Here is a 17,845-nt window from a genome sequence, read left to right as displayed (position 1 = left end):
GGAACCATCGGGAAACGTTTCTGCGGCCGTCCTGCCGGGACATTCACACTACCCTGAGGGTCGGCGCGAAGGCAGCCCCTAGAATGGAATGAACACCCGGGACTTCCAGACCTTGCTGCTACTGATCATTTTTCTTCCGCTGATTGCTGGCACTGTGCTCACCGCCTGGTCCGGCTCAGCCGCACGCCCGTCTTCCGGCCAGCGCAGCCGCACCGCCTGGCTGGCCGCCGCGGTCACTGCCGCCAGCTTCACCCTGCTGCTGATGCAGGCGCCCGCGATCATGGGCGGGCAGGCGCAAACCAGCTTCACCGCCTGGGTGCCCGAGATCGGCCTGAATCTCGGCCTGCGGCTGGACGGCCTGTCCCTGATGTTTGCGCTGCTGATCACCGGCATCGGCCTGCTGATCATCCTGTACGCGCATTTCTACCTGGGCAAGGCCGATCCGGTCGGAAAGTTTTTCAGCACCCTGATGCTGTTCATGGCGGCCATGCTGGGCATTGCGCTGTCGGACAACCTGCTGCTGCTGATCGTGTTCTGGGAACTGACCAGCATTTCTTCTTTCCTGCTGATCGGTTACTGGAACCACCGCGCCGAATCCCGCGAAGGTGCGCGCATGGCGCTGGCGCTTACCGGCGGAGGCGGTCTGGCCATGCTGGGTGGCTTTGTGCTGCTGGGCCAGATTGCCGGCACCTACGAGCTCAGCCTGATGCTGGACCAGGGCGCACGTATTCAGGCCGACAGCCGTTATCCCGCAGCGCTGCTCCTGATTCTGCTGGGCTGCTTCACCAAAAGCGCGCAGTTCCCTTTCCATTTCTGGCTGCCGCAAGCCATGGCCGCCCCCACCCCGGTGTCGGCCTACCTGCACTCGGCCACCATGGTCAAGGCCGGGATCTTCCTGATGGCGCGACTGACCCCCGTCATAGGCGGCACCGACCTTTTCTTCGGCATTGTCTCCACCACCGGACTGGTGACCATGGCCTTTGCGGCCTTCGTCGCCATTTTCAAACACGATCTCAAGGCCTTGCTGGCGTACTCCACCATCAGCCATCTGGGGCTGATCACCTTCCTGATCGGGCTGGGCTCGCCGCTGGCCGCCGTGGCCGCGATGTTTCACATCCTCAACCATGCCAGCTTCAAGGCGGCACTGTTCATGATTGCCGGCATCGTGGACCATGAAACCGGGACGCGAGACATGCGACTGCTCGGCGGCCTGCGCCACCTCATGCCCTGGACCGCGACGCTCGCCATGGTGGCCGCCGCCGCCATGGCGGGGGTGCCGCTTTTCAACGGTTTTCTGTCCAAGGAAATGTTCCTGACCGAGGCCGTGACTTTTGCGCAGGCCGGCGGCTGGCGCTGGGCGGTGCCCGCGGCCGCCACGCTGGCCGCGCTGCTGAGCGTGGCCTACTCGGTGCGCCTGGTGCACGATGTCTTTTTCAACGGACCCGCGGGCGATTTGCCCCATCCGCATCCGCACGAGCCCCCCCTGGGCATGAAAGCCCCGGTGATCCTGCTGGCCGGTGTCTGCGTGGCAGTCGGTATCCTGCCGTCGCTGCTCCTCGGGCCCATGGTGCTGGTCGCCGCCACCGCCATGCTGGGTACCGCCCCGCCTGACTACCAGCTGGCAATCTGGCACGGCCTGAACCTGCCGCTGTTGCTGAGCGTGCTGGCGCTGGCCGGTGGCGTCGGCCTGTACTTCCTGCTGGCGCGCGGCCGCCGCCTGCATCGCCTGAATTCCGAGAACTGGTTCGGCCTGCTGACCGGCCTGAACCTCTTTACCCGCGGCTCGGACCGGCTCTTCAACCTGGCCGGTCGCCTCACCGGCAGTCTGGAAACGGCCTCGCTGCAGCGCTACATCGCATGGATGCTGATCGCCACCGTGACAGTGGCGGCTGCGGCGCTGCTTTCAGGAGAGGCACCCGGCACCGGCTCTCGCGTTTTATTGCCTGCGTCGCCTGCGGCTCTGGTGGTCTGGGGCCTGCTGCTGCTGGCCTGCACCTCGTTGGTCCTGCACCACCACCAGCGTTTCCAGTCGGTCGTGGTGGTCGGCGTGGTGGGCCTGGTGACCGCGCTGGCCTTCGTCAGTTTCTCGGCGCCCGACCTGGCGCTCACGCAACTGACCGTGGAAGTGGTTTCCACCGTGCTGCTGCTCATGGGGCTGGCGCTGCTGCCGCGGCACTCTCCGCACGAGTCTTCGAACGGGCGCCGCACGCGCGACGCCGCGCTCGCGCTGTGCGGCGGCGCGGGCATCGCCTGGCTGGCCTGGGTCATGCTGACGCGCGATCATGATTCGATTGCGTGGTACTTCCTGAACCAGTCGGCGATTGCCGGCGGCGGCACCAACGTCGTCAATGTGATTCTTGTGGACTTCCGCGGTTACGACACCTTCGGCGAGATTACCGTGCTCGGGATCGCGGCCATCGGTGTGCTGGCGCTGATGGACGGAATGCGGACCCGCCGCCCGGCCACCGATGAGCAGGGCCTGACCTGGACATTTGCCGCCCAGCCCTTGATGCTGCGCGTGGCCGCGCGTGTGGTGCTCCCGCTGGCGCTGGTGGTCACCCTCTATATCTTCATGCGCGGCCACAACCAGCCTGGCGGAGGATTCATTGCCGGGCTCATCACCGCCGTGGCGCTGGTGCTGCAATACATGGCCATGGGCCAGTCGCGCGCAGAGGCTTTGCTGCGGGCTGATGGCGGAAGCCGTTTTGTGCGCTGGATTGGCCTGGGTCTGGGCATCGCCGGGCTCACGGGGGTGGGTGCTTTTGTCCTTGGCCAGCCTTTCCTGACCAGCGCGCACGGTCATCCCCATGTGCCGCTGCTGGGCGACCTGCCGCTGGCCACCGCCGCGCTGTTTGACCTGGGCGTGTACATCACTGTGGTGGGTTCCACGCTGCTGTCACTTTCCACACTGGGATCGGTGAGCCGCGAATCGGGCACAGCCCGGGCCCCCAGCTCGCGCCAGGGAGTGCAACCATGAGTCTTGAGTTTCTGGTGGCCAGCGGCATCGGCATGGTCACGGCCACGGGTATTTACCTGATCCTGCGCGGACGCACCTGGCCGGTGGTGCTGGGCCTGAGCCTGCTGGGTTACGCCGTCAACCTGTTCATTTTCGCCATGGGTCGCCTCTGGCAGGATGCCGCGCCCATTCTTTCTGCTTCTGGCCGTGTTGCCGACCCGCTGCCGCAAGCGCTGGTGCTGACAGCCATCGTGATCGGCTTTGCCACGACGGGTTTTGTGATTGAACTGGCACTGCGCAGCCGCCACGAGTCCGGCAGCGACCATGTGGACGGGCATGAGCCCGGCCATGGTCCCGGCAAAGCCCGGGACGAGGCGCCATGAGCGACTTGCTGCACGCCGTTTTTTCTGCTCACCTGCCGGTGCTGCCGGTGCTGTTGCCCTTGTTCACGGCCGTGGCACTGCTGCTCATGGGCGACCATGGCGGCGAAGCCAGCCACGGCGGGCCGCTGCTGCAGCGCAGACGCCTGATCAGCATGGTCTCGGTCGTGTTGGGTGCCATCCTGTCCTGGCGCCTCATGACGGAAGCGGCCACAGGCGCCCTCACCGTGTACCCGCTGGGCGGCTGGCCTGCGCCTTTCGGCATCGTGCTGGTCATCGACCGCCTGAGTGCCATGATGCTGGCCCTGACCTGGACCATCGCGGTGCCGGTTCTCTGGTATGCCGCAGGCGGCTGGGACACCCATGGGCGCCACTTTCACACCATGACCCACTTCCTGCTCATGGGGGTGTCGGGCGCCTTCGTGACGGGCGACCTGTTCAACCTGTTCGTCTTTTTTGAAGTCCTGCTGATCGCCTCCTATGTGCTGCTGGTGCATGGCCAGGGGCGTGAGCGGTTCAGGGCGGGCGTGCACTACGTTGTGCTGAACCTGGTGGCCTCCGCGCTGTTTCTGGTGGGCCTGGCCATCGTTTACGGCGTGACCGGCACCCTCAACATGGCCGACGTGGCGCTGCGTGTGGCGCAACTCGGTCCCCAGGAAGCCACCCTGTTCAAGGCCGGCGCCATGGTGTTGCTGGTCGTGTTCGGCCTCAAGGCGGCGATTGTGCCGCTCTACCTGTGGCTGCCCGGCACCTATGCGGCAGCCAGCGCCCCCGTTGCCGCGATGTTTGCCATCATGACCAAGGTCGGCGTCTACGGCATCATCCGCGTTCATGCGGTGATTCTTGGCGAAGGGGCGGGGCACGCCGCGCTGGCTGCCGAGCCCTGGCTGCTGCCGGTCGCGTTGATCACCATGGCACTCGGCGTGCTGGGCGCGCTGGCGGCGCACAGCCTGACGCGGCTGGTGTCCTACCTCACCGTGGCGTCTGTCGGCACCATCCTGGCCGGTATTGGCCTTTTCACCCCGCAGGCCATGTCGGCCGCGCTTTATTACATGGTGCACAGCACACTGGTGATCGCTGCGCTTTTCCTGTTGGTCGAACTCGTGGCCACCCAGCGCGGCGAAGCCGGTGACCGGCTGCGGCCCGCCACCCCCGTGGAACAACCCGTGCTGCTGGGCCTGATGACGCTGCTGGGTGCGGCCTCGGTCGCCGGCCTGCCACCGCTGCCCGGTTTTCTGGGCAAGCTGATGATTCTGGAAAGTTCGGCGACCGGGCCGGCCCATGTGTGGGTCTGGACGGTGGTGCTGGTGGTCAGCTTCCTGACGCTGATCGGGCTGGCACGCGCCGGCTCCATCCTGTTCTGGAGCGTGTTGCCGGCGGATCACCTGTCGGCCCGACCGGGCAGCAGCTCGCGCCTCACGCTGGCGACGCTGAGCCTGCTGGCCCTGAGCCTGCTGCTGGCGGTGGCAGCGTCCCCGCTCAAGCGCTACACCGATGCAGCGGCCTTGCAACTGGCCGACCATGCCGCTTACGCCAGGGCCGTGCTGGGCCCGGTCGGCGGCACAGAGGCCACGACCACGCGCCCCTATCGCGGCGGCGAAGGCGAAGTGCGGCTGCCTGCCGCGAAAGGCCAGTGATGGAAAGACCGCGCTGGTTCCCCCACCCCTGGCTGTCGGTGCTGCTGGCCGCCAGCTGGCTGCTGCTGCAACACACACTGGCACCGTTTCACCTGATCTCTGCCGTGCTGATCGGCCTGCTGGTCCCGCGCCTGCTGCACAACTTCCTGCCTGCCACAAAATCCATGCGTCTGGCCCCGGCACTGCGTCTGGTGCTGGTCGTGCTGTGGGACATCGTGGTGTCCAACATCACGGTGGCGCGGCTGGTGCTGGGACCCATGTCGCGCCCCCAGCCCGCCTGGGTGACGGTGCCACTGGCGCTCAGCCACCCGACGGCCATTGCCCTGCTGGCCAGCATCATCACAACCACGCCGGGCACAGTCTCCTGCCTCATCGACGAGGAACGCAAACACATCCTGGTTCACGCACTCGATTGCAGCGACCCGACGCAGATGGCGGCCGACATCAAGACACGTTACGAAAACCTGCTGCTGGCCATTTTTGAACCCCAGCCCGATGCCCCTGGAGCTAGCTCATGAATATCCTGATCCTGGCGCTCAACATCGCCGTCGGTGCCATCGCCCTGTCCATGGCGCTGTGCGCGTGGCGTCTGATGCGCGGGCCTCATATCACCGACCGCGTGCTGGCCATCGACACGCTCTACCTCAATGCGGTGGCGCTGGTGGTCCTGCTGGGCATCCGCCTGCAGACGCCCGTGCTGTTTGAAGCAGCCCTGGTCATGGCGATGCTCGGTTTTGTCTCCACCGTGGCGCTGGCTCGTTACCTGACGCGCGGCGACGTGATCGAATGAAACGGAGGGCATGACCATGGGACTTCATCCTGTTGCTGAATGGCTGGCCTCCGCCTTTTTGCTGATGGCGGCCTTTTTTTCGCTGGTCGGCGCCATCGGCCTGGTGCGCCTGCCTGACTTTTTCATGCGCCTGCATGCGCCGACCAAAGCATCTACGCTGGGTGTGGGTGGCGTACTGCTGGCCAGCATGATCCTGGCGGCGGCGCAGGGCCGGGCCGGTTTCGCAGAGCTGCTGATCACGCTGTTTGTCTTTGTCACTGCACCGGTCTCGGCCAACCTGATGGCGCAGGCCGCCTTGCACCTGCGCCTGCCCGGCAAGGCCGCGCCGCCCGATGATGCAGTGCCTGAGCGCCGCCCGTCCTGACACTTCGCGGCCGGGGTGCCGCGCCAGGGGAAAGGGCCGATCAGCACTCTTTTTATGTACAAAAAAGGCTTCCAGCCCTTTCCCTATCTGCGCAGACAGCTATCAATAGGATAGCAACAAAAAACTCAGAGGCCGGTCATGTCGCCCGGCACCACCCACTGGTCAAACTGCGCCGCCGTCACATGGCCGGACGCGATGGCCGCGTCACGCAGGCTGCTGCCCTCCTTGTGGGCCTTCTTGGCGATGAAGGCCGCCTTGTCGTAACCGATGTGCGGGTTGAGCGCCGTCACCAGCATCAGGGAGCTGCCTACCAGCTCGGCGATGCGCTCGCGGTTGGGTGTGATGCCAACGGCGCAGTGGTCGTTGAAGCTGCGCATGCCGTCGGCCAGCAGGCGAACGCTCTGCAGGAAGTTGTGCGCGATCATGGGCCGGAACACATTGAGCTCGAAATTTCCCGAGGCACCCCCCAGGTTGATGGCCACGTCGTTGCCAAACACCTGGCAGCACAACATCGTCACGGCTTCGCTCTGCGTCGGGTTGACCTTGCCCGGCATGATGGACGAGCCGGGTTCGTTCTCGGGAATCGACAACTCGCCAATGCCGCTGCGTGGCCCGCTGGCCAGCCAGCGCACATCGTTGGCGATTTTCATCATGCTGGCGGCCAGCGTCTTGAGCGCGCCATGCGCATGGACCAGGGCGTCGCAGGAGGCCAGAGCCTCGAACTTGTTGGGCGCCGTCACGAAAGGCAGGCCGGTCAGGCGCGCCAGCTCGGCGGCCGCCTGCTCCGCATACCCTTTGGGCGCATTCAGGCCGGTGCCGACGGCCGTGCCGCCCAGCGCAAGTTCGCACAGGTGCGGCAAGGCGGCACGCACATGTTTTTCACCGTGCGCGAGCTGGGCCACGTAGCCCGAAAATTCCTGGCCCAGTGTCAAGGGCGTGGCATCCTGCAGATGGGTGCGGCCAATCTTGACGATGTCGTCGAAATCGCGCGCCTTCTGTGCCAGTGTGACGCGCAGCCTGTCGATGGCCGGTAGCAGCCGGTGCGTGATGGCATACACCGCGGCCACATGCATGGCCGTGGGAAACACGTCGTTGGACGACTGGCTGCGGTTGACCTCGTCGTTCGGGTGCACGAGACGGTTTTCGCCGCGCTCGCCGCCCAGCAGCACGCTGGCGCGGTTGGCCAGCACCTCGTTCACATTCATGTTGCTCTGCGTGCCCGAGCCGGTTTGCCAGACCACCAGCGGAAACTCGCCGGCGTGCTGTCCGGCAATCACCTCGTCGGCCGCCGCCATGATGGCCAGTGCCTTTTTGCCATCCAGCAGGCCCAGGGCCAGGTTGACGCTGGCCGAAGCCCGCTTGACCTGCGCCAGCGCCCGGATGATCTCGCGCGGCTGCAACTCACCGGAGATGTCGAAGTTCTGCAGCGAGCGTTGCGTCTGCGCGCCCCAGAGCCGCTCGGCCGGTACGCCAATCGGGCCAAAGGTGTCTTTTTCAGTGCGGGTTGTCATGCTTTTTCCTTGATGTGAAAAGGTGGCTTTTCGCACCCTGTCAAAATAGGGGGTTGCGCTTACCGTATCACACGGGCGGCCACGTGAAAAGCCATCCTCCCACGAACACCCTGACCATGACCACCATCATCCAGCAAGCCGACCTGATCGAATCCGTTGCCGCCGCCCTGCAGTACATCAGCTACTACCACCCGGCTGACTACATCGCCCACCTGGCGCGCGCCTATGAGCGCGAGCAGAGCCCGGCAGCCAAGGACGCGATCGCGCAGATCCTGACCAACAGCAAGATGAGTGCGACCGGCCACCGCCCGATCTGCCAGGACACCGGCATCGTCAACGTCTTCCTCAAGGTCGGCATGGACGTGCGCTGGGGCGGCTTCACCGGCAGTCTCGACGACGCCATCAACGAAGGTGTGCGGCGCGGCTACAACCACCCCGACAACACCCTGCGCGCCTCGGTCGTGGCCGACCCGCAGTTCGACCGCAAGAACACCAAAGACAACACGCCCGCGGTGATCTTCACCGAGATCGTTCCCGGCAACACACTGGAAGTCACCGTGGCGGCCAAGGGCGGCGGCAGCGAGAACAAAAGCAAGCTGGCCATGCTCAACCCCGGCGACTCCATCGTCGACTGGGTGCTCAAGACGGTGCCGACCATGGGCGCCGGCTGGTGCCCGCCCGGCATGCTGGGCATAGGCATAGGCGGCACCGCCGAAAAAGCCGTGCTGATGGCCAAGGAAAGCCTGATGGACGATCTGGACATGTACGAGCTGCAGGCCAAGGCGGCTTCCGGCGCGGCGCTGACCAAGGTCGAGGCGCTGCGGCTGGAGCTGTTCGAAAAAGTCAATGCACTGGGCATCGGTGCGCAGGGTCTGGGCGGCCTGACCACGGTGCTGGATGTGAAGATCCAGATGTACCCGACCCATGCGGCCAGCAAGCCGGTGGCCATGATTCCCAACTGCGCCGCCACGCGCCATGCGCACTTCGTGATGGATGGCAGCGGCCCGGTGTATCTGGACCCGCCGAGTCTGGACCTGTGGCCCAACGTCAACTGGACGCCCGACTATGTGAAGAGCCAGAAGGTCAACCTCGACACGCTGACCCCGGCCGAGGTGGCCAGCTGGAAACCCGGCCAGACCCTGCTGCTGTCCGGCAAGATGCTGACGGGCCGGGACGCCGCACACAAACGCATTGCCGACATGCTGGCCAGGGGCGAAAAGCTGCCGGTGGACTTCACCAACCGCGTCATTTATTACGTGGGCCCGGTGGACCCGGTCGCCGGCGAGGCGGTCGGCCCCGCCGGCCCGACGACCTCCACGCGCATGGACGGTTTCACCGAAATGATGCTGGCGCAGACCGGCCTGATCTCCATGATCGGCAAGGCCGAGCGGGGCCCGGTGGCGATCGAGGCCATCAAGAAACACAAAAGCGCCTACCTGATGGCCGTCGGCGGCGCCGCCTACCTCGTCAGCAAGGCCATCAAGAGCGCCACCGTTGTCGGTTTTGCCGACCTCGGCATGGAAGCGATTTACGAGTTCGACGTGGTCGACATGCCAGTGACCGTGGCGGTGGATTCCGGCGGCACCAGCGCCCACATCACCGGCCCGGCCGAGTGGCAAAAGAAGATCGCCACGGGCGAGTTCAAGGGCATCGCCGTTGCGGCAGCCTGAACAAGGCAACAGCCAGCATGGTTCCCCGTCTTCTCAAGCAGGGGCCGCGGGTCCGGCTCAGCCGGCCCGCAGGCGCAGCGCCCTCCTGCTCCGTGCCAGGGGCAGCGCACCGCCGAAGGTACGCGAAGCGACAAGCGTGGGGGTAGGCGTCTTCGACAGCGGCGTCGGTGGCCTGAGCGTGCTGCAGGCGCTGCGCGCCGAACTGCCGCACGGCAACTTCATCTACATCGCCGACAGCGGCCACGCACCCTATGGCGAGCGGGACCAGGCCCATGTGGTCGCCCGCTCGCGCGCCCTCACCGCCCATTTGCTGGACCAGGGCGTGCAGGCGCTGGTGATCGCCTGCAACACGGCCACGGCCGCAGCCATCGACCTGCTGCGCGCCGAGCATCCCCAATTGCCCATCATCGGGGTGGAGCCGGCCCTCAAGCCTGCGGCCGCGCTCAGCAAGACCGGACGCGTTGGCGTCATGGCGACACGCAGCACGCTGGGCAGCAGCCGCTTCCGGGCTTTGCTGGACAGCCTGGGGATGCAGGCCGAGTTTGTGCTGCAGCCCTGCGACGGCCTGGCCGAGGCGATCGAACGCGACGCACACAACCTGGCCAGCCCTCAAACTGCTACGGAAATAATAGCTGCTTGCGCCCGTCACACAAGGGCCATGGGCCGATTTGGCTTGAAAGACGGGGAGATCGACACACTGGTGCTGGGCTGCACGCATTACCCGTTTGCCGCTGCCGTGCTGCGTGATCTGATCGGGCCCGATGTGCAGCTGGTGGACACCGGCGAGGCGGTGGCCCGACAGACCCGCCTGCGGCTGGCTGGCGCCGTTCCACCACCCCTTGCAGACAGCGCGCCGGGCCGGATCAGCCTGTTCAGTACTGGCCCGGCAGCCCGCCTGCAAGCCGCTGCGCGGCGCTGGCTGGAGTTTGACGGCCCCGTCAAAACGCTACACTTTTAAGAGCATCCAGCGCAGGTGCAACAAGGGCTGGAGCCCTGAAACACTCTAAATCCGAGATTCGCCCAGCGCCGCCACAGTGGCCGCACGGCAAACACCGGTCAGTGCCGGTCAGGGCGTGGTGGTGCCAGGCACCGCTGCAGCCGCCACCGGCTCCTTCCAGCCGCCACCGAGCGTTTTGTACAGCGTGACCTGGTTCTGCAACTGCAGCAGCCGCGTCTGCACCACGGCCTGCCTGGCGGCAAACAGGGAGCGCTGGGCATCCAGCAGGTCGAGCTGGCTGGCAATGCCGTTCTGGTACCGCAGGTCTGACAGTTTGAAACGGGTGGCTTCGGCGCTGGCCTGGGCCTGCTGCGCACGCAGTTGCTCGCCCAGCGTGGCGCGGCCGGCCAGCGCGTCGGCCACCTCGCGGAACGCGGTCTGAATCGCCTTCTCATACTGCGCCACGGCAATGTCGCGATTCACCTTGGCGGAGTCCAGCCCGGCGCGGTTGCGGCCGGCGTCGAACAGCGGCAGAAACAGCTGCGGCGCCAGCGTCCAGCCGTAGGTGCCGCTTTCGAACAGCCCCGACAGGTGGTTGCTGACACTGCCGGCCGAAGCCGTCAGCGAGATGCGCGGGAAAAACGCGGCACGCGCCGCGCCGATATTGGCGTTCGCCGCCAGCAGTTGCTGCTCGGCCTGACGGATGTCGGGGCGTTTGGTCAGCAGGTCCGAAGGCAGGCCCGCGGGCACGTCCACCATCAGCGGCGCATCGGCCAGCGCCTGGCCGGCCGGCAGCGCGGCCGCCAGTTCGCCAGTCAGCGGCTGACCCAGCAGCAGCGTCAGCAGGTTTTCATCGAGCGCGCGCTGGCGTTGCAGCTGCGCCAGGCTGATGCGCGCAGCCTCGGTCAGCGACTCGGCCTGGCGCAGATCCAGCTCGGAGGTGGCCCCGTTGTCAAAACGCAGCTGGCTGAGCTTGAAGGATTCCTCGCGCGTGGCCAGTGTCTGCTGCGTGATCGCCAGCAGTTCCTCGTCGGCCAGCAGGCTCAGCCAGGTGTTGGCCAGCGTCGCGATCAGGCTGATCTGGGTGGTCTTGCGGCCCTCCTCGGTCGCCAGGTACTGCGCCAGCGCGGCGTCCTTGAGGCTGGCGACCCGGCCGAAGAAATCAATCTCGTACGAGGTCATGGCCAGGCCGGCGGTATAGACGCTGGAAATATTTCCTCCGGCTGCGGGCTGGCGTGTGCCGGTCGCCGCTGCCCCCACGGTCGGGAACTGGTCGGCGCGCCGGATCTGGAACTGCGCCCGCGCCTGCTCGATGTTGAGCACAGCGATGCGCAGGTCGCGGTTGTTGCGCAACGCCGCCTCGATCAGCAGCCGCAACTTGGGGTCGCTGAAAAAACTCTGCCACTCGATGTCGGCTGCCGCGATGGTTTGAACGGCCGTCGATGCCCCGGTCGGGGCGACGGCCAGTGAACGTGCCAGACGCAGCCCCGGCCAGTCGGTCGCCACCGGCGCCTCGGGGCGTTCATATTTGGGCGCCATCGAGCAGCCCGCCGCCAGCGCGACGGCGCTCAACACCAGCGCCTGCGCCAGCCGGGTCTTAGTCATGGGCTTTGCCTTCATTTCCATCTCCGTCAAAACCAGCCGCCTTGGCGTGGTCAGAATACATTTTTCTCTGCCGCTCGCTGCTCTTGAACAGGCTGCGCACAACAACAAAAAAGATCGGTACAAAAAACACGGCCAGCGCGGTCCCGGTGATCATGCCGCCGATCACGCCGGTGCCGATGGCGCGCTGGCTGGCCGAGCCGGCGCCGGTGGCCAGCGCCAGCGGCAACACCCCCATCATGAAGGCCAGCGAAGTCATCACGATGGGACGGAACCGCAAATGGGCGGCGGCCAGCGCCGATTCGATCGCGCTTTTTCCCTGCGCCTCCAGGTCCTTTGCAAACTCGATGATCAGGATCGCGTTTTTCGCCGACAGGCCGATGATGGTGATCAGGCCGACCTGGAAATACACGTCATTGGAGTAGGCGCGCAGCAATGTAGCCAGCAACACGCCGAGCACCCCCAGCGGCACCACCATGATCACCGCCAGCGGAATGGTCCAGCTCTCGTACAGTGCGGCCAGGCACAGGAACACCGCGAGGATGGCAAAACCGTAAAGAATCAGCGCCTGCGAGCCGGCGAGTTTTTCCTCGCGCGACTGACCGGTCCACTCGAAACCAAAACCGGCGGGCAGCTGGCCCGCCAGCTTTTCCATCTCGGCCATGGCCGCGCCCGAGCTGTAGCCCGGCGCCGCAGAACCCGAAATCCGCATCGCCGGATAACCGTTGTAGCGAATCGTCTGCTGCGCACCGGTCACCCAACGCGTGCTCGCAAAGGCCGACAGCGGCACCGGCCGGCCCTGGCTGTTGCTCGCATTGATGCGCAGCAGGTCGTCCGGCTGCATGCGTGCCGGTGCATCGGCCTGCACCACCACGCGCTGCAGGCGGCCCTGGTTGGGAAAGTCATTCACATAACTGGAGCCCAGCGCGGTGGACAGCGTGGTGTTGATGGAATCAAAGGAAACCCCCAGCGCATTGGCCTTGTCGCGGTCAATGTCGATCTGCAATTGCGGACCGTCTTCCAGGCCGTCCGGGCGCACCTGCGCCAGCACCGGGCTCTTGCCGGCCATGCCCAGCATCTGGTTGCGGGCGTTGACCAGCGCCTCATGCCCGGCGCCGGCCCGGTCCTGAAGGCGGAAGGTGAAGCCGCTGGCCGTTCCCAGCTCGGGAATGGGCGGCGGGCTCAGCGGAAAGATGAACGCGTCGCGGATGCCGGACAAGGCGCCGAAGGCCCGGCCCGCCAGCGCCTCGGCCGACTGGCCGGGACCTTCGCGCTCGGACCAGTCCTTGAGCGTGACAAACGCCAGCGCCGCATTCTGGCCCTGACCGGAGAAGCTGAAGCCCAGCACACCGACCATGCCCTGCACTTCGGGCTGTTTGAGGATGTAGGCCTCCACCTGCTGCATGACAGCCAGCGTCCGGTCCTGGGTCGCTCCGGGCGGCAACTGCACATTGACCAGCATGGTGCCCTGGTCCTCGCCCGGCAGAAAGGAGGTGGGCAACCGGGTGTAGACCACCGCCACCGCCGCGATGATGGCGACGTAGATGACCAGGTAACGCGCGGCCCGCTTGAGCACACGGGCGACGATGCCTTCATACCCCTTGGCGGTGCGTGAAAAGCTGCGGTTGAACCAGCCGAAAAAGCCACGCTTTTCGTGGTGGTGGCCCGCTTCCACCGGCTTGAGCAAGGTCGCGCACAGGGCCGGGGTGAGCGACAGCGCCATGAAGGCGGAAAAGCCGATCGACGCCACCATCACCGCCGAGAACTGGCGGTAGATGTTGCCGGTCGAACCGGCAAAAAAAGCGAGGGGCACAAACACCGAGATCAGCACCACGGTCACGCCGATGATGGCGCCCGAGATCTGCCGCATCGCCTTGCGCGTGGCTTCCAGCGGAGACAGCCCCTCCTCGCTCATGATGCGCTCGACGTTCTCGACCACCACGATCGCATCATCGACCACGATGCCGATCACCAGCACCATGCCGAACATGGTCAGCACGTTGATCGAAAAGCCCAGGGCCAGCAAGGTCCCGAAGGTCCCCAGCAACGCAATCGGCACGACGATGGTTGGAATCACGGTGTAGCGCCAGTTCTGCAGGAACAGGAACATCACGAGAAACACCAGTGCCACGGCTTCGAGCAGGGTCACGGCGACCTGGGAGATCGAGATCTGCACAAAACGCGAGCTGTCGTAAGGAATGGTCCAACTCACGCCCTGCGGAAAATACCGTTCCAGGTCGGCCATCTTCTCGCGCACGGCCTTGGCCGACGCCAGCGCATTGCCGCTGGGCGACAGCTGCAGGCCGATACCGACCGCTGGCTTGCCATTGAGCCGCGCGGAGGTCGCATAGGCCTGGCCACCGAGCTCGATGCGCGCCACATCCTTGAGCCGCACGGCCGAACCGTCGGTGTTGGCGCGCAGGATGATGTTGCCGAACTGCCCGACATCGGACAGCTGGCCGTTGACCACCACGGTGGCGGCGATGCCCTGGCCCGCGACATTGGGCAGGTCACCAATGGTGCCTGAAGACACTTGCGCGTTCTGCGCGCGGATGGCGGCGGTGACCTCGGCGGACGACAGGTTGAAGCCAGACAGCTTGACAGGATCGATCCAGATGCGCATGGCGCGTTCGGAACCGAACAGCTGGGCCTGGCCGATGCCGGGAAGGCGCTGCAGCTCCGGCACCACGTTGCGTGAGGCATAGTCGCCCAGCGCGATCGGATCGAAGGCCGGGTTGGTGGACGACAGCATGGTGAACATCAGGAAGTTCGAGCGCGACTTGTCGACACGCACGCCCTGCTGCGTCACGGCCTGCGGCAGGCGCGGCGATGCGCGCGACAGGCGGTTCTGCACGTCCACCTGGGCCAGGTCGGCATTGGTGCCGGGCTGGAAGCTGATGGTGATGCTGCCGGTGCCGTTGGCCTGGGCCACCGACTCCATGTAGATCAGGCCGGGGGATCCGTTCATCTCGCGCTCGATCACCGACAGCACGCTGTCCTCCAGCGTCTGCGCCGAGGCGCCGGGGTAGGAGGCATTGATGACGATGGACGGCGGCGCGACCGGCGGGTACTGGGAGATCGGCAACTGCGTGATGGCCACGCCGCCCATCACGATGATGAACAGCGCGATCACCCAGGCAAAGATAGGCCGATCAATAAAAAACTTGGCCATGCAGAGCGCTCCTTATTTGGCGGCTGCGGAGGCAGCAGAGGCAGCAGGTGCGGCAGCTGGTGCAGCTGGTGCAGACGGTGCAGAGGCTGGCGCTGAAGCCGCCCCGGCCGGCGCTGCACCTGCGGGCTGCCAGGGCACGGGTTTGACGCTGGCGCCCGGCCGCAGTTTCTGGAAACCGTCGACCATGACCTGCTCGCCGGTTTTTAGCCCCTCAAGAATCACCCACTGGTTGCCTTTGGCCGAACCGATTTTCACCGGCCGCGTCGAGACCTTGCCTTCGGCATCGACCACCATGACCGTGTCGCCCTGTCCAGAACGCGTGACGGCCTGCTGCGGCAGGGTCAGGGCATTGGTGGCCTGCGCCTGCTCGAGGCGCACCCGCACAAACAGACCGGGCAGCAACTGGCCGTTCGGGTTGGGCACCTCGGCGCGCAGGGTGATCTGGCCCGTGGTGGCGTCGACCGTCAGGTCCGAAAACAGCAAACGGCCGGGGCGTGCGTACTCCGTGCCGTCTTCAAGCAGGATGCGCACGCTGGCCGCATCGCCGCCGCTGGCACGTTTGAACTGGCCGCTGTCCATGGCAGCGCGCAGCTTCATCACATCCGAAGCCGATTGGGTGAAGTTGACGTACATCGGGTTGATCTGCTGGATCACCGCGAGCTGGGTCGCGTCACCTTGTCCGACCAGCGCACCTTCGGTCACCAGGGCGCGTCCGATGCGGCCCGAGATCGGGGCGGTCACCGAGGCATAACCGAGGTTGATGCTGGCGGTCTGCACATTGGCCTTGCCCACGGCCACATCGGCCTCGGCCTGCTTCTGCGCCGCTACGGCGTTTGCGTACTCCTGCTTGCTGATGGCATTGGCCTCCACCAGTGGTTTGTAGCGCTGCGCCAGTGCCGTGGCCTGGGCCAGATTGGCTTCGGCACGAGCCTGGCCGGCTTTGGCGCTGGCCGCCGCAGCGGCATACGGCGCGGCATCAATGCTGAACAGCGGCTGCCCGGCTTTCACGTCGCTGCCCTCACGGAACAGCCGCTTCTGCAAAATGCCGGCGGCGCGCGCCCTCACCTGCGCCACGCGGGAGGCCTCCAGCCGCCCAGGCAGTTCGGTCACCAGACCCACGTCGCCCTGGGTCACTGTCACCACCCCCACCTGCGCAGGCGGAGGGGCGGCTGGCGCCTGGCTGGCGCCCTTGCCGCAGCCCGCGAGAAACAGCGACAAGATCGCAACGAACAGCAGCCGCTGCTGGTTGCCGGCGGGGAATGCCTCGAAGGGCTGATGATTGGCGCGAGACATGGGCATGCTGATCCTCGAATTTTCTGGAGTGAAGCGCAAAAGGTGGTCCTGGATGGCAAGCCTGACGGCACTCGGCACGCGGCCCCCATCGGACGAAAGGCGAAAGGCGAAAGGCGAAAGGCGAAAGAATAAGGGTTTTTGCGAGTGGTATAGTTTACATACATTTATGAATGTATAAACACCGCCCTCTTAAAACACTGTTTTCAGGAGAAGCATGGTCCGACGAACCAAAGAAGAAGCCCTGGCCACCCGCCACAAGCTGCTGGATGCAGCCGAGCACCTGTTCCAGGCGCAGGGCGTCTCGCGCACCAGCCTGCAGGACATCGCCCGGCGGGCCGGGGCGACCCGCGGCGCGGTCTACTGGCACTTCAAGGACAAGGCCGATCTCTTCAACGCCATGATGGAACGGGTCACCCTGCCGCTGGAGCAGTCCTTCCAGGGCCAACTCGGGCAAGAGGGTCGGGAGGGTCAGGAGGGGCACACCGACCCGCTGGCACGCATCCGCAGCGGCGTGGGAGAAGCGCTGCTGCGCATTGCCAGCGACCCGCAGACGCGCCGTGTCTTTGAAGTTGCCACCCACAAGGTGGAGTACGTCGGCGAGCTGCAGGCGGTGCGGCTGCGTCACCTCAAGAGCCGAAGTGACTTTCTGGGACGTGTTGAGCGTGGTTTCCAGGCCGCAGCCCGGCAACATGCGATGGAACTGCCGGTGCCCGCCGCTGCGGCGGCACAAGGCCTGCACGCGATCATCGATGGCCTGATCCAGAACTGGTTGCTGGAAAGCGCGGATTTCGATCTGGTGTCCCTGGGACGGGACGTGGTGGAGGTCTACATGCGCGGGCTGGGATTTCCCGGCGCTGACAAGGACGGAGCGACCCCGTCCTAGAACTGCTTAATGCAGATGCCGCGGCTTTCGTCCGCCGCCGCCATGGCCGGAGCCCCCCTGGGGCCCCCCCATTCCGCGCGGAGGCCTGCCCAGCTGCATGGAGCTGACCAGCGCATCAAAACGCTGCTCGAACAACTTGTCGACAGCCGACACCACCTCGCCGAGTTCGGAGGCATCAAAATGACGCTCCATCAGGCCGATCATGTCCTGCACCAGCAGATCGCGCTGGACTTGCATGATCGCCGCCGGCGTGGGGCCGACAAAATACATGGCGAAGTCGTCCCTGGCCTCTTCGCCATCGGGCTCCTCATCCTCGTCGAAATCAGCATCGTAGAAAGTGACCTCGATGGGGGCACCACTGGCGGCCAGCTCGTTCAGGGCCATGCAGACCTCGTCGAGCACCTGACGGAAATCCTCGTCGCCGGGAACCGTCCAGCACAGTTGCAGCAGGTGCTGGTGGACATCGAAGCGTATGCCGGGCTCTTCCTCGTAGGTGCTGGCGGCACCGTCTGCCAGCGACTTGGCGCCCGCGTATTTCCAGAGCGGCTTCAGGGCTTCCTGCAACTGCTCAAAGCCGACATCCTCACGCAACGGCACTTCGCCGTGGACGTGTATTTCAAAAGGAGGGGTGGTGTAGCGGGCCATGGAAT

14 protein-coding genes are annotated in these 17,845 nt (G+C 65.6%); 9 read left to right on the top strand and 5 right to left on the bottom strand.

Going from position 1 to position 17,845, the window contains the following annotated elements; translation table 11 throughout:
• Positions 1-88: 88 nt before the first annotated feature.
• Genes PSV33_RS12700 through PSV33_RS12675 form a run of 6 tightly spaced genes read left to right on the top strand, consistent with a single transcriptional unit; the run spans position 89 to position 6,127 of the window.
• Entirely contained in the window at positions 89-2,977 is a 2,889-nt protein-coding gene (locus PSV33_RS12700) for a monovalent cation/H+ antiporter subunit A (RefSeq protein ID WP_300562369.1), read from the top strand.
• Positions 2,974-3,339 (top strand): Na+/H+ antiporter subunit C, encoded by a 366-nt coding sequence (locus tag PSV33_RS12695; protein ID WP_300562367.1) that lies wholly within the window; start codon positions 2,974-2,976, stop codon positions 3,337-3,339. The genes PSV33_RS12700 and PSV33_RS12695 overlap by 4 nt, the downstream gene beginning before the upstream one ends.
• A complete protein-coding gene (locus tag PSV33_RS12690; RefSeq protein ID WP_300562366.1) occupies positions 3,336-4,973 on the top strand; it encodes a monovalent cation/H+ antiporter subunit D in 1,638 nt (545 codons plus the stop codon). The genes PSV33_RS12695 and PSV33_RS12690 overlap by 4 nt, the downstream gene beginning before the upstream one ends.
• A complete protein-coding gene (locus tag PSV33_RS12685) occupies positions 4,973-5,491 on the top strand; it encodes a Na+/H+ antiporter subunit E (protein WP_300562364.1) in 519 nt (172 codons plus the stop codon). The genes PSV33_RS12690 and PSV33_RS12685 overlap by 1 nt, the downstream gene beginning before the upstream one ends.
• A complete protein-coding gene (locus PSV33_RS12680; RefSeq protein ID WP_300562362.1) occupies positions 5,488-5,763 on the top strand; it encodes a K+/H+ antiporter subunit F in 276 nt (91 codons plus the stop codon). Before PSV33_RS12685 ends, PSV33_RS12680 begins: the two co-directional genes overlap by 4 nt.
• A gap of 10 nt (positions 5,764-5,773) precedes the next feature.
• Entirely contained in the window at positions 5,774-6,127 is a 354-nt protein-coding gene (locus PSV33_RS12675) for a Na+/H+ antiporter subunit G (RefSeq protein WP_300562361.1), read from the top strand.
• A 125-nt stretch (positions 6,128-6,252) separates the two neighbouring features.
• Here the strand turns inward: PSV33_RS12675 and fumC are convergent, their stop codons facing one another.
• Positions 6,253-7,638, bottom strand: a complete 1,386-nt coding sequence (fumC, locus tag PSV33_RS12670) for a class II fumarate hydratase (protein ID WP_300562360.1) — start codon at positions 7,636-7,638, stop codon at positions 6,253-6,255.
• A gap of 116 nt (positions 7,639-7,754) precedes the next feature.
• On the opposite strand from fumC, the gene PSV33_RS12665 reads away from it, so the two are divergent.
• The gene (locus tag PSV33_RS12665) at positions 7,755-9,308 is read left to right on the top strand and encodes a fumarate hydratase (RefSeq protein ID WP_300562359.1); all 1,554 of its coding nucleotides are present in this window, start codon (positions 7,755-7,757) and stop codon (positions 9,306-9,308) included.
• A 136-nt stretch (positions 9,309-9,444) separates the two neighbouring features.
• Entirely contained in the window at positions 9,445-10,266 is an 822-nt protein-coding gene (gene murI, locus PSV33_RS12660) for a glutamate racemase (protein WP_300562356.1), read from the top strand.
• Between the two features lie 108 nt (positions 10,267-10,374).
• Here the strand turns inward: murI and PSV33_RS12655 are convergent, their stop codons facing one another.
• From PSV33_RS12655 to PSV33_RS12645, 3 genes are read right to left on the bottom strand one after another with little or no spacing between them, the layout of a single operon-like run.
• Positions 10,375-11,850: an efflux transporter outer membrane subunit gene (locus PSV33_RS12655; protein ID WP_300562354.1), complete on the bottom strand. Its 1,476-nt coding sequence runs from the start codon at positions 11,848-11,850 to the stop codon at positions 10,375-10,377.
• On the bottom strand, positions 11,843-15,019 hold the full coding sequence (locus tag PSV33_RS12650) for an efflux RND transporter permease subunit (RefSeq protein WP_300562351.1): 3,177 nt from the start codon (positions 15,017-15,019) through the stop codon (positions 11,843-11,845). Before PSV33_RS12650 ends, PSV33_RS12655 begins: the two co-directional genes overlap by 8 nt.
• Positions 15,020-15,031: 12 nt before the next feature.
• Entirely contained in the window at positions 15,032-16,318 is a 1,287-nt protein-coding gene (locus PSV33_RS12645; protein WP_300562348.1) for an efflux RND transporter periplasmic adaptor subunit, read from the bottom strand.
• A 208-nt stretch (positions 16,319-16,526) separates the two neighbouring features.
• Here PSV33_RS12645 and PSV33_RS12640 point away from each other — a divergent pair, with 208 nt between their 5' ends.
• Entirely contained in the window at positions 16,527-17,195 is a 669-nt protein-coding gene (locus PSV33_RS12640; protein ID WP_300562345.1) for a TetR family transcriptional regulator, read from the top strand.
• Between the two features lie 6 nt (positions 17,196-17,201).
• Here PSV33_RS12640 and PSV33_RS12635 read toward each other — a convergent pair whose 3' ends face one another.
• Complete coding sequence (locus PSV33_RS12635; RefSeq protein WP_300562342.1) at positions 17,202-17,840, bottom strand: DUF6806 family protein; 639 nt, start codon at positions 17,838-17,840, stop codon at positions 17,202-17,204.
• Between the last annotated feature and the right edge of the window lie 5 nt (positions 17,841-17,845).

It is taken from the genome of Polaromonas sp., assembly GCF_029945895.1.
Lineage (GTDB): Bacteria > Pseudomonadota > Gammaproteobacteria > Burkholderiales > Burkholderiaceae_C > Polaromonas.
This window is presented reverse-complemented; position numbering and strand designations above follow the sequence as displayed.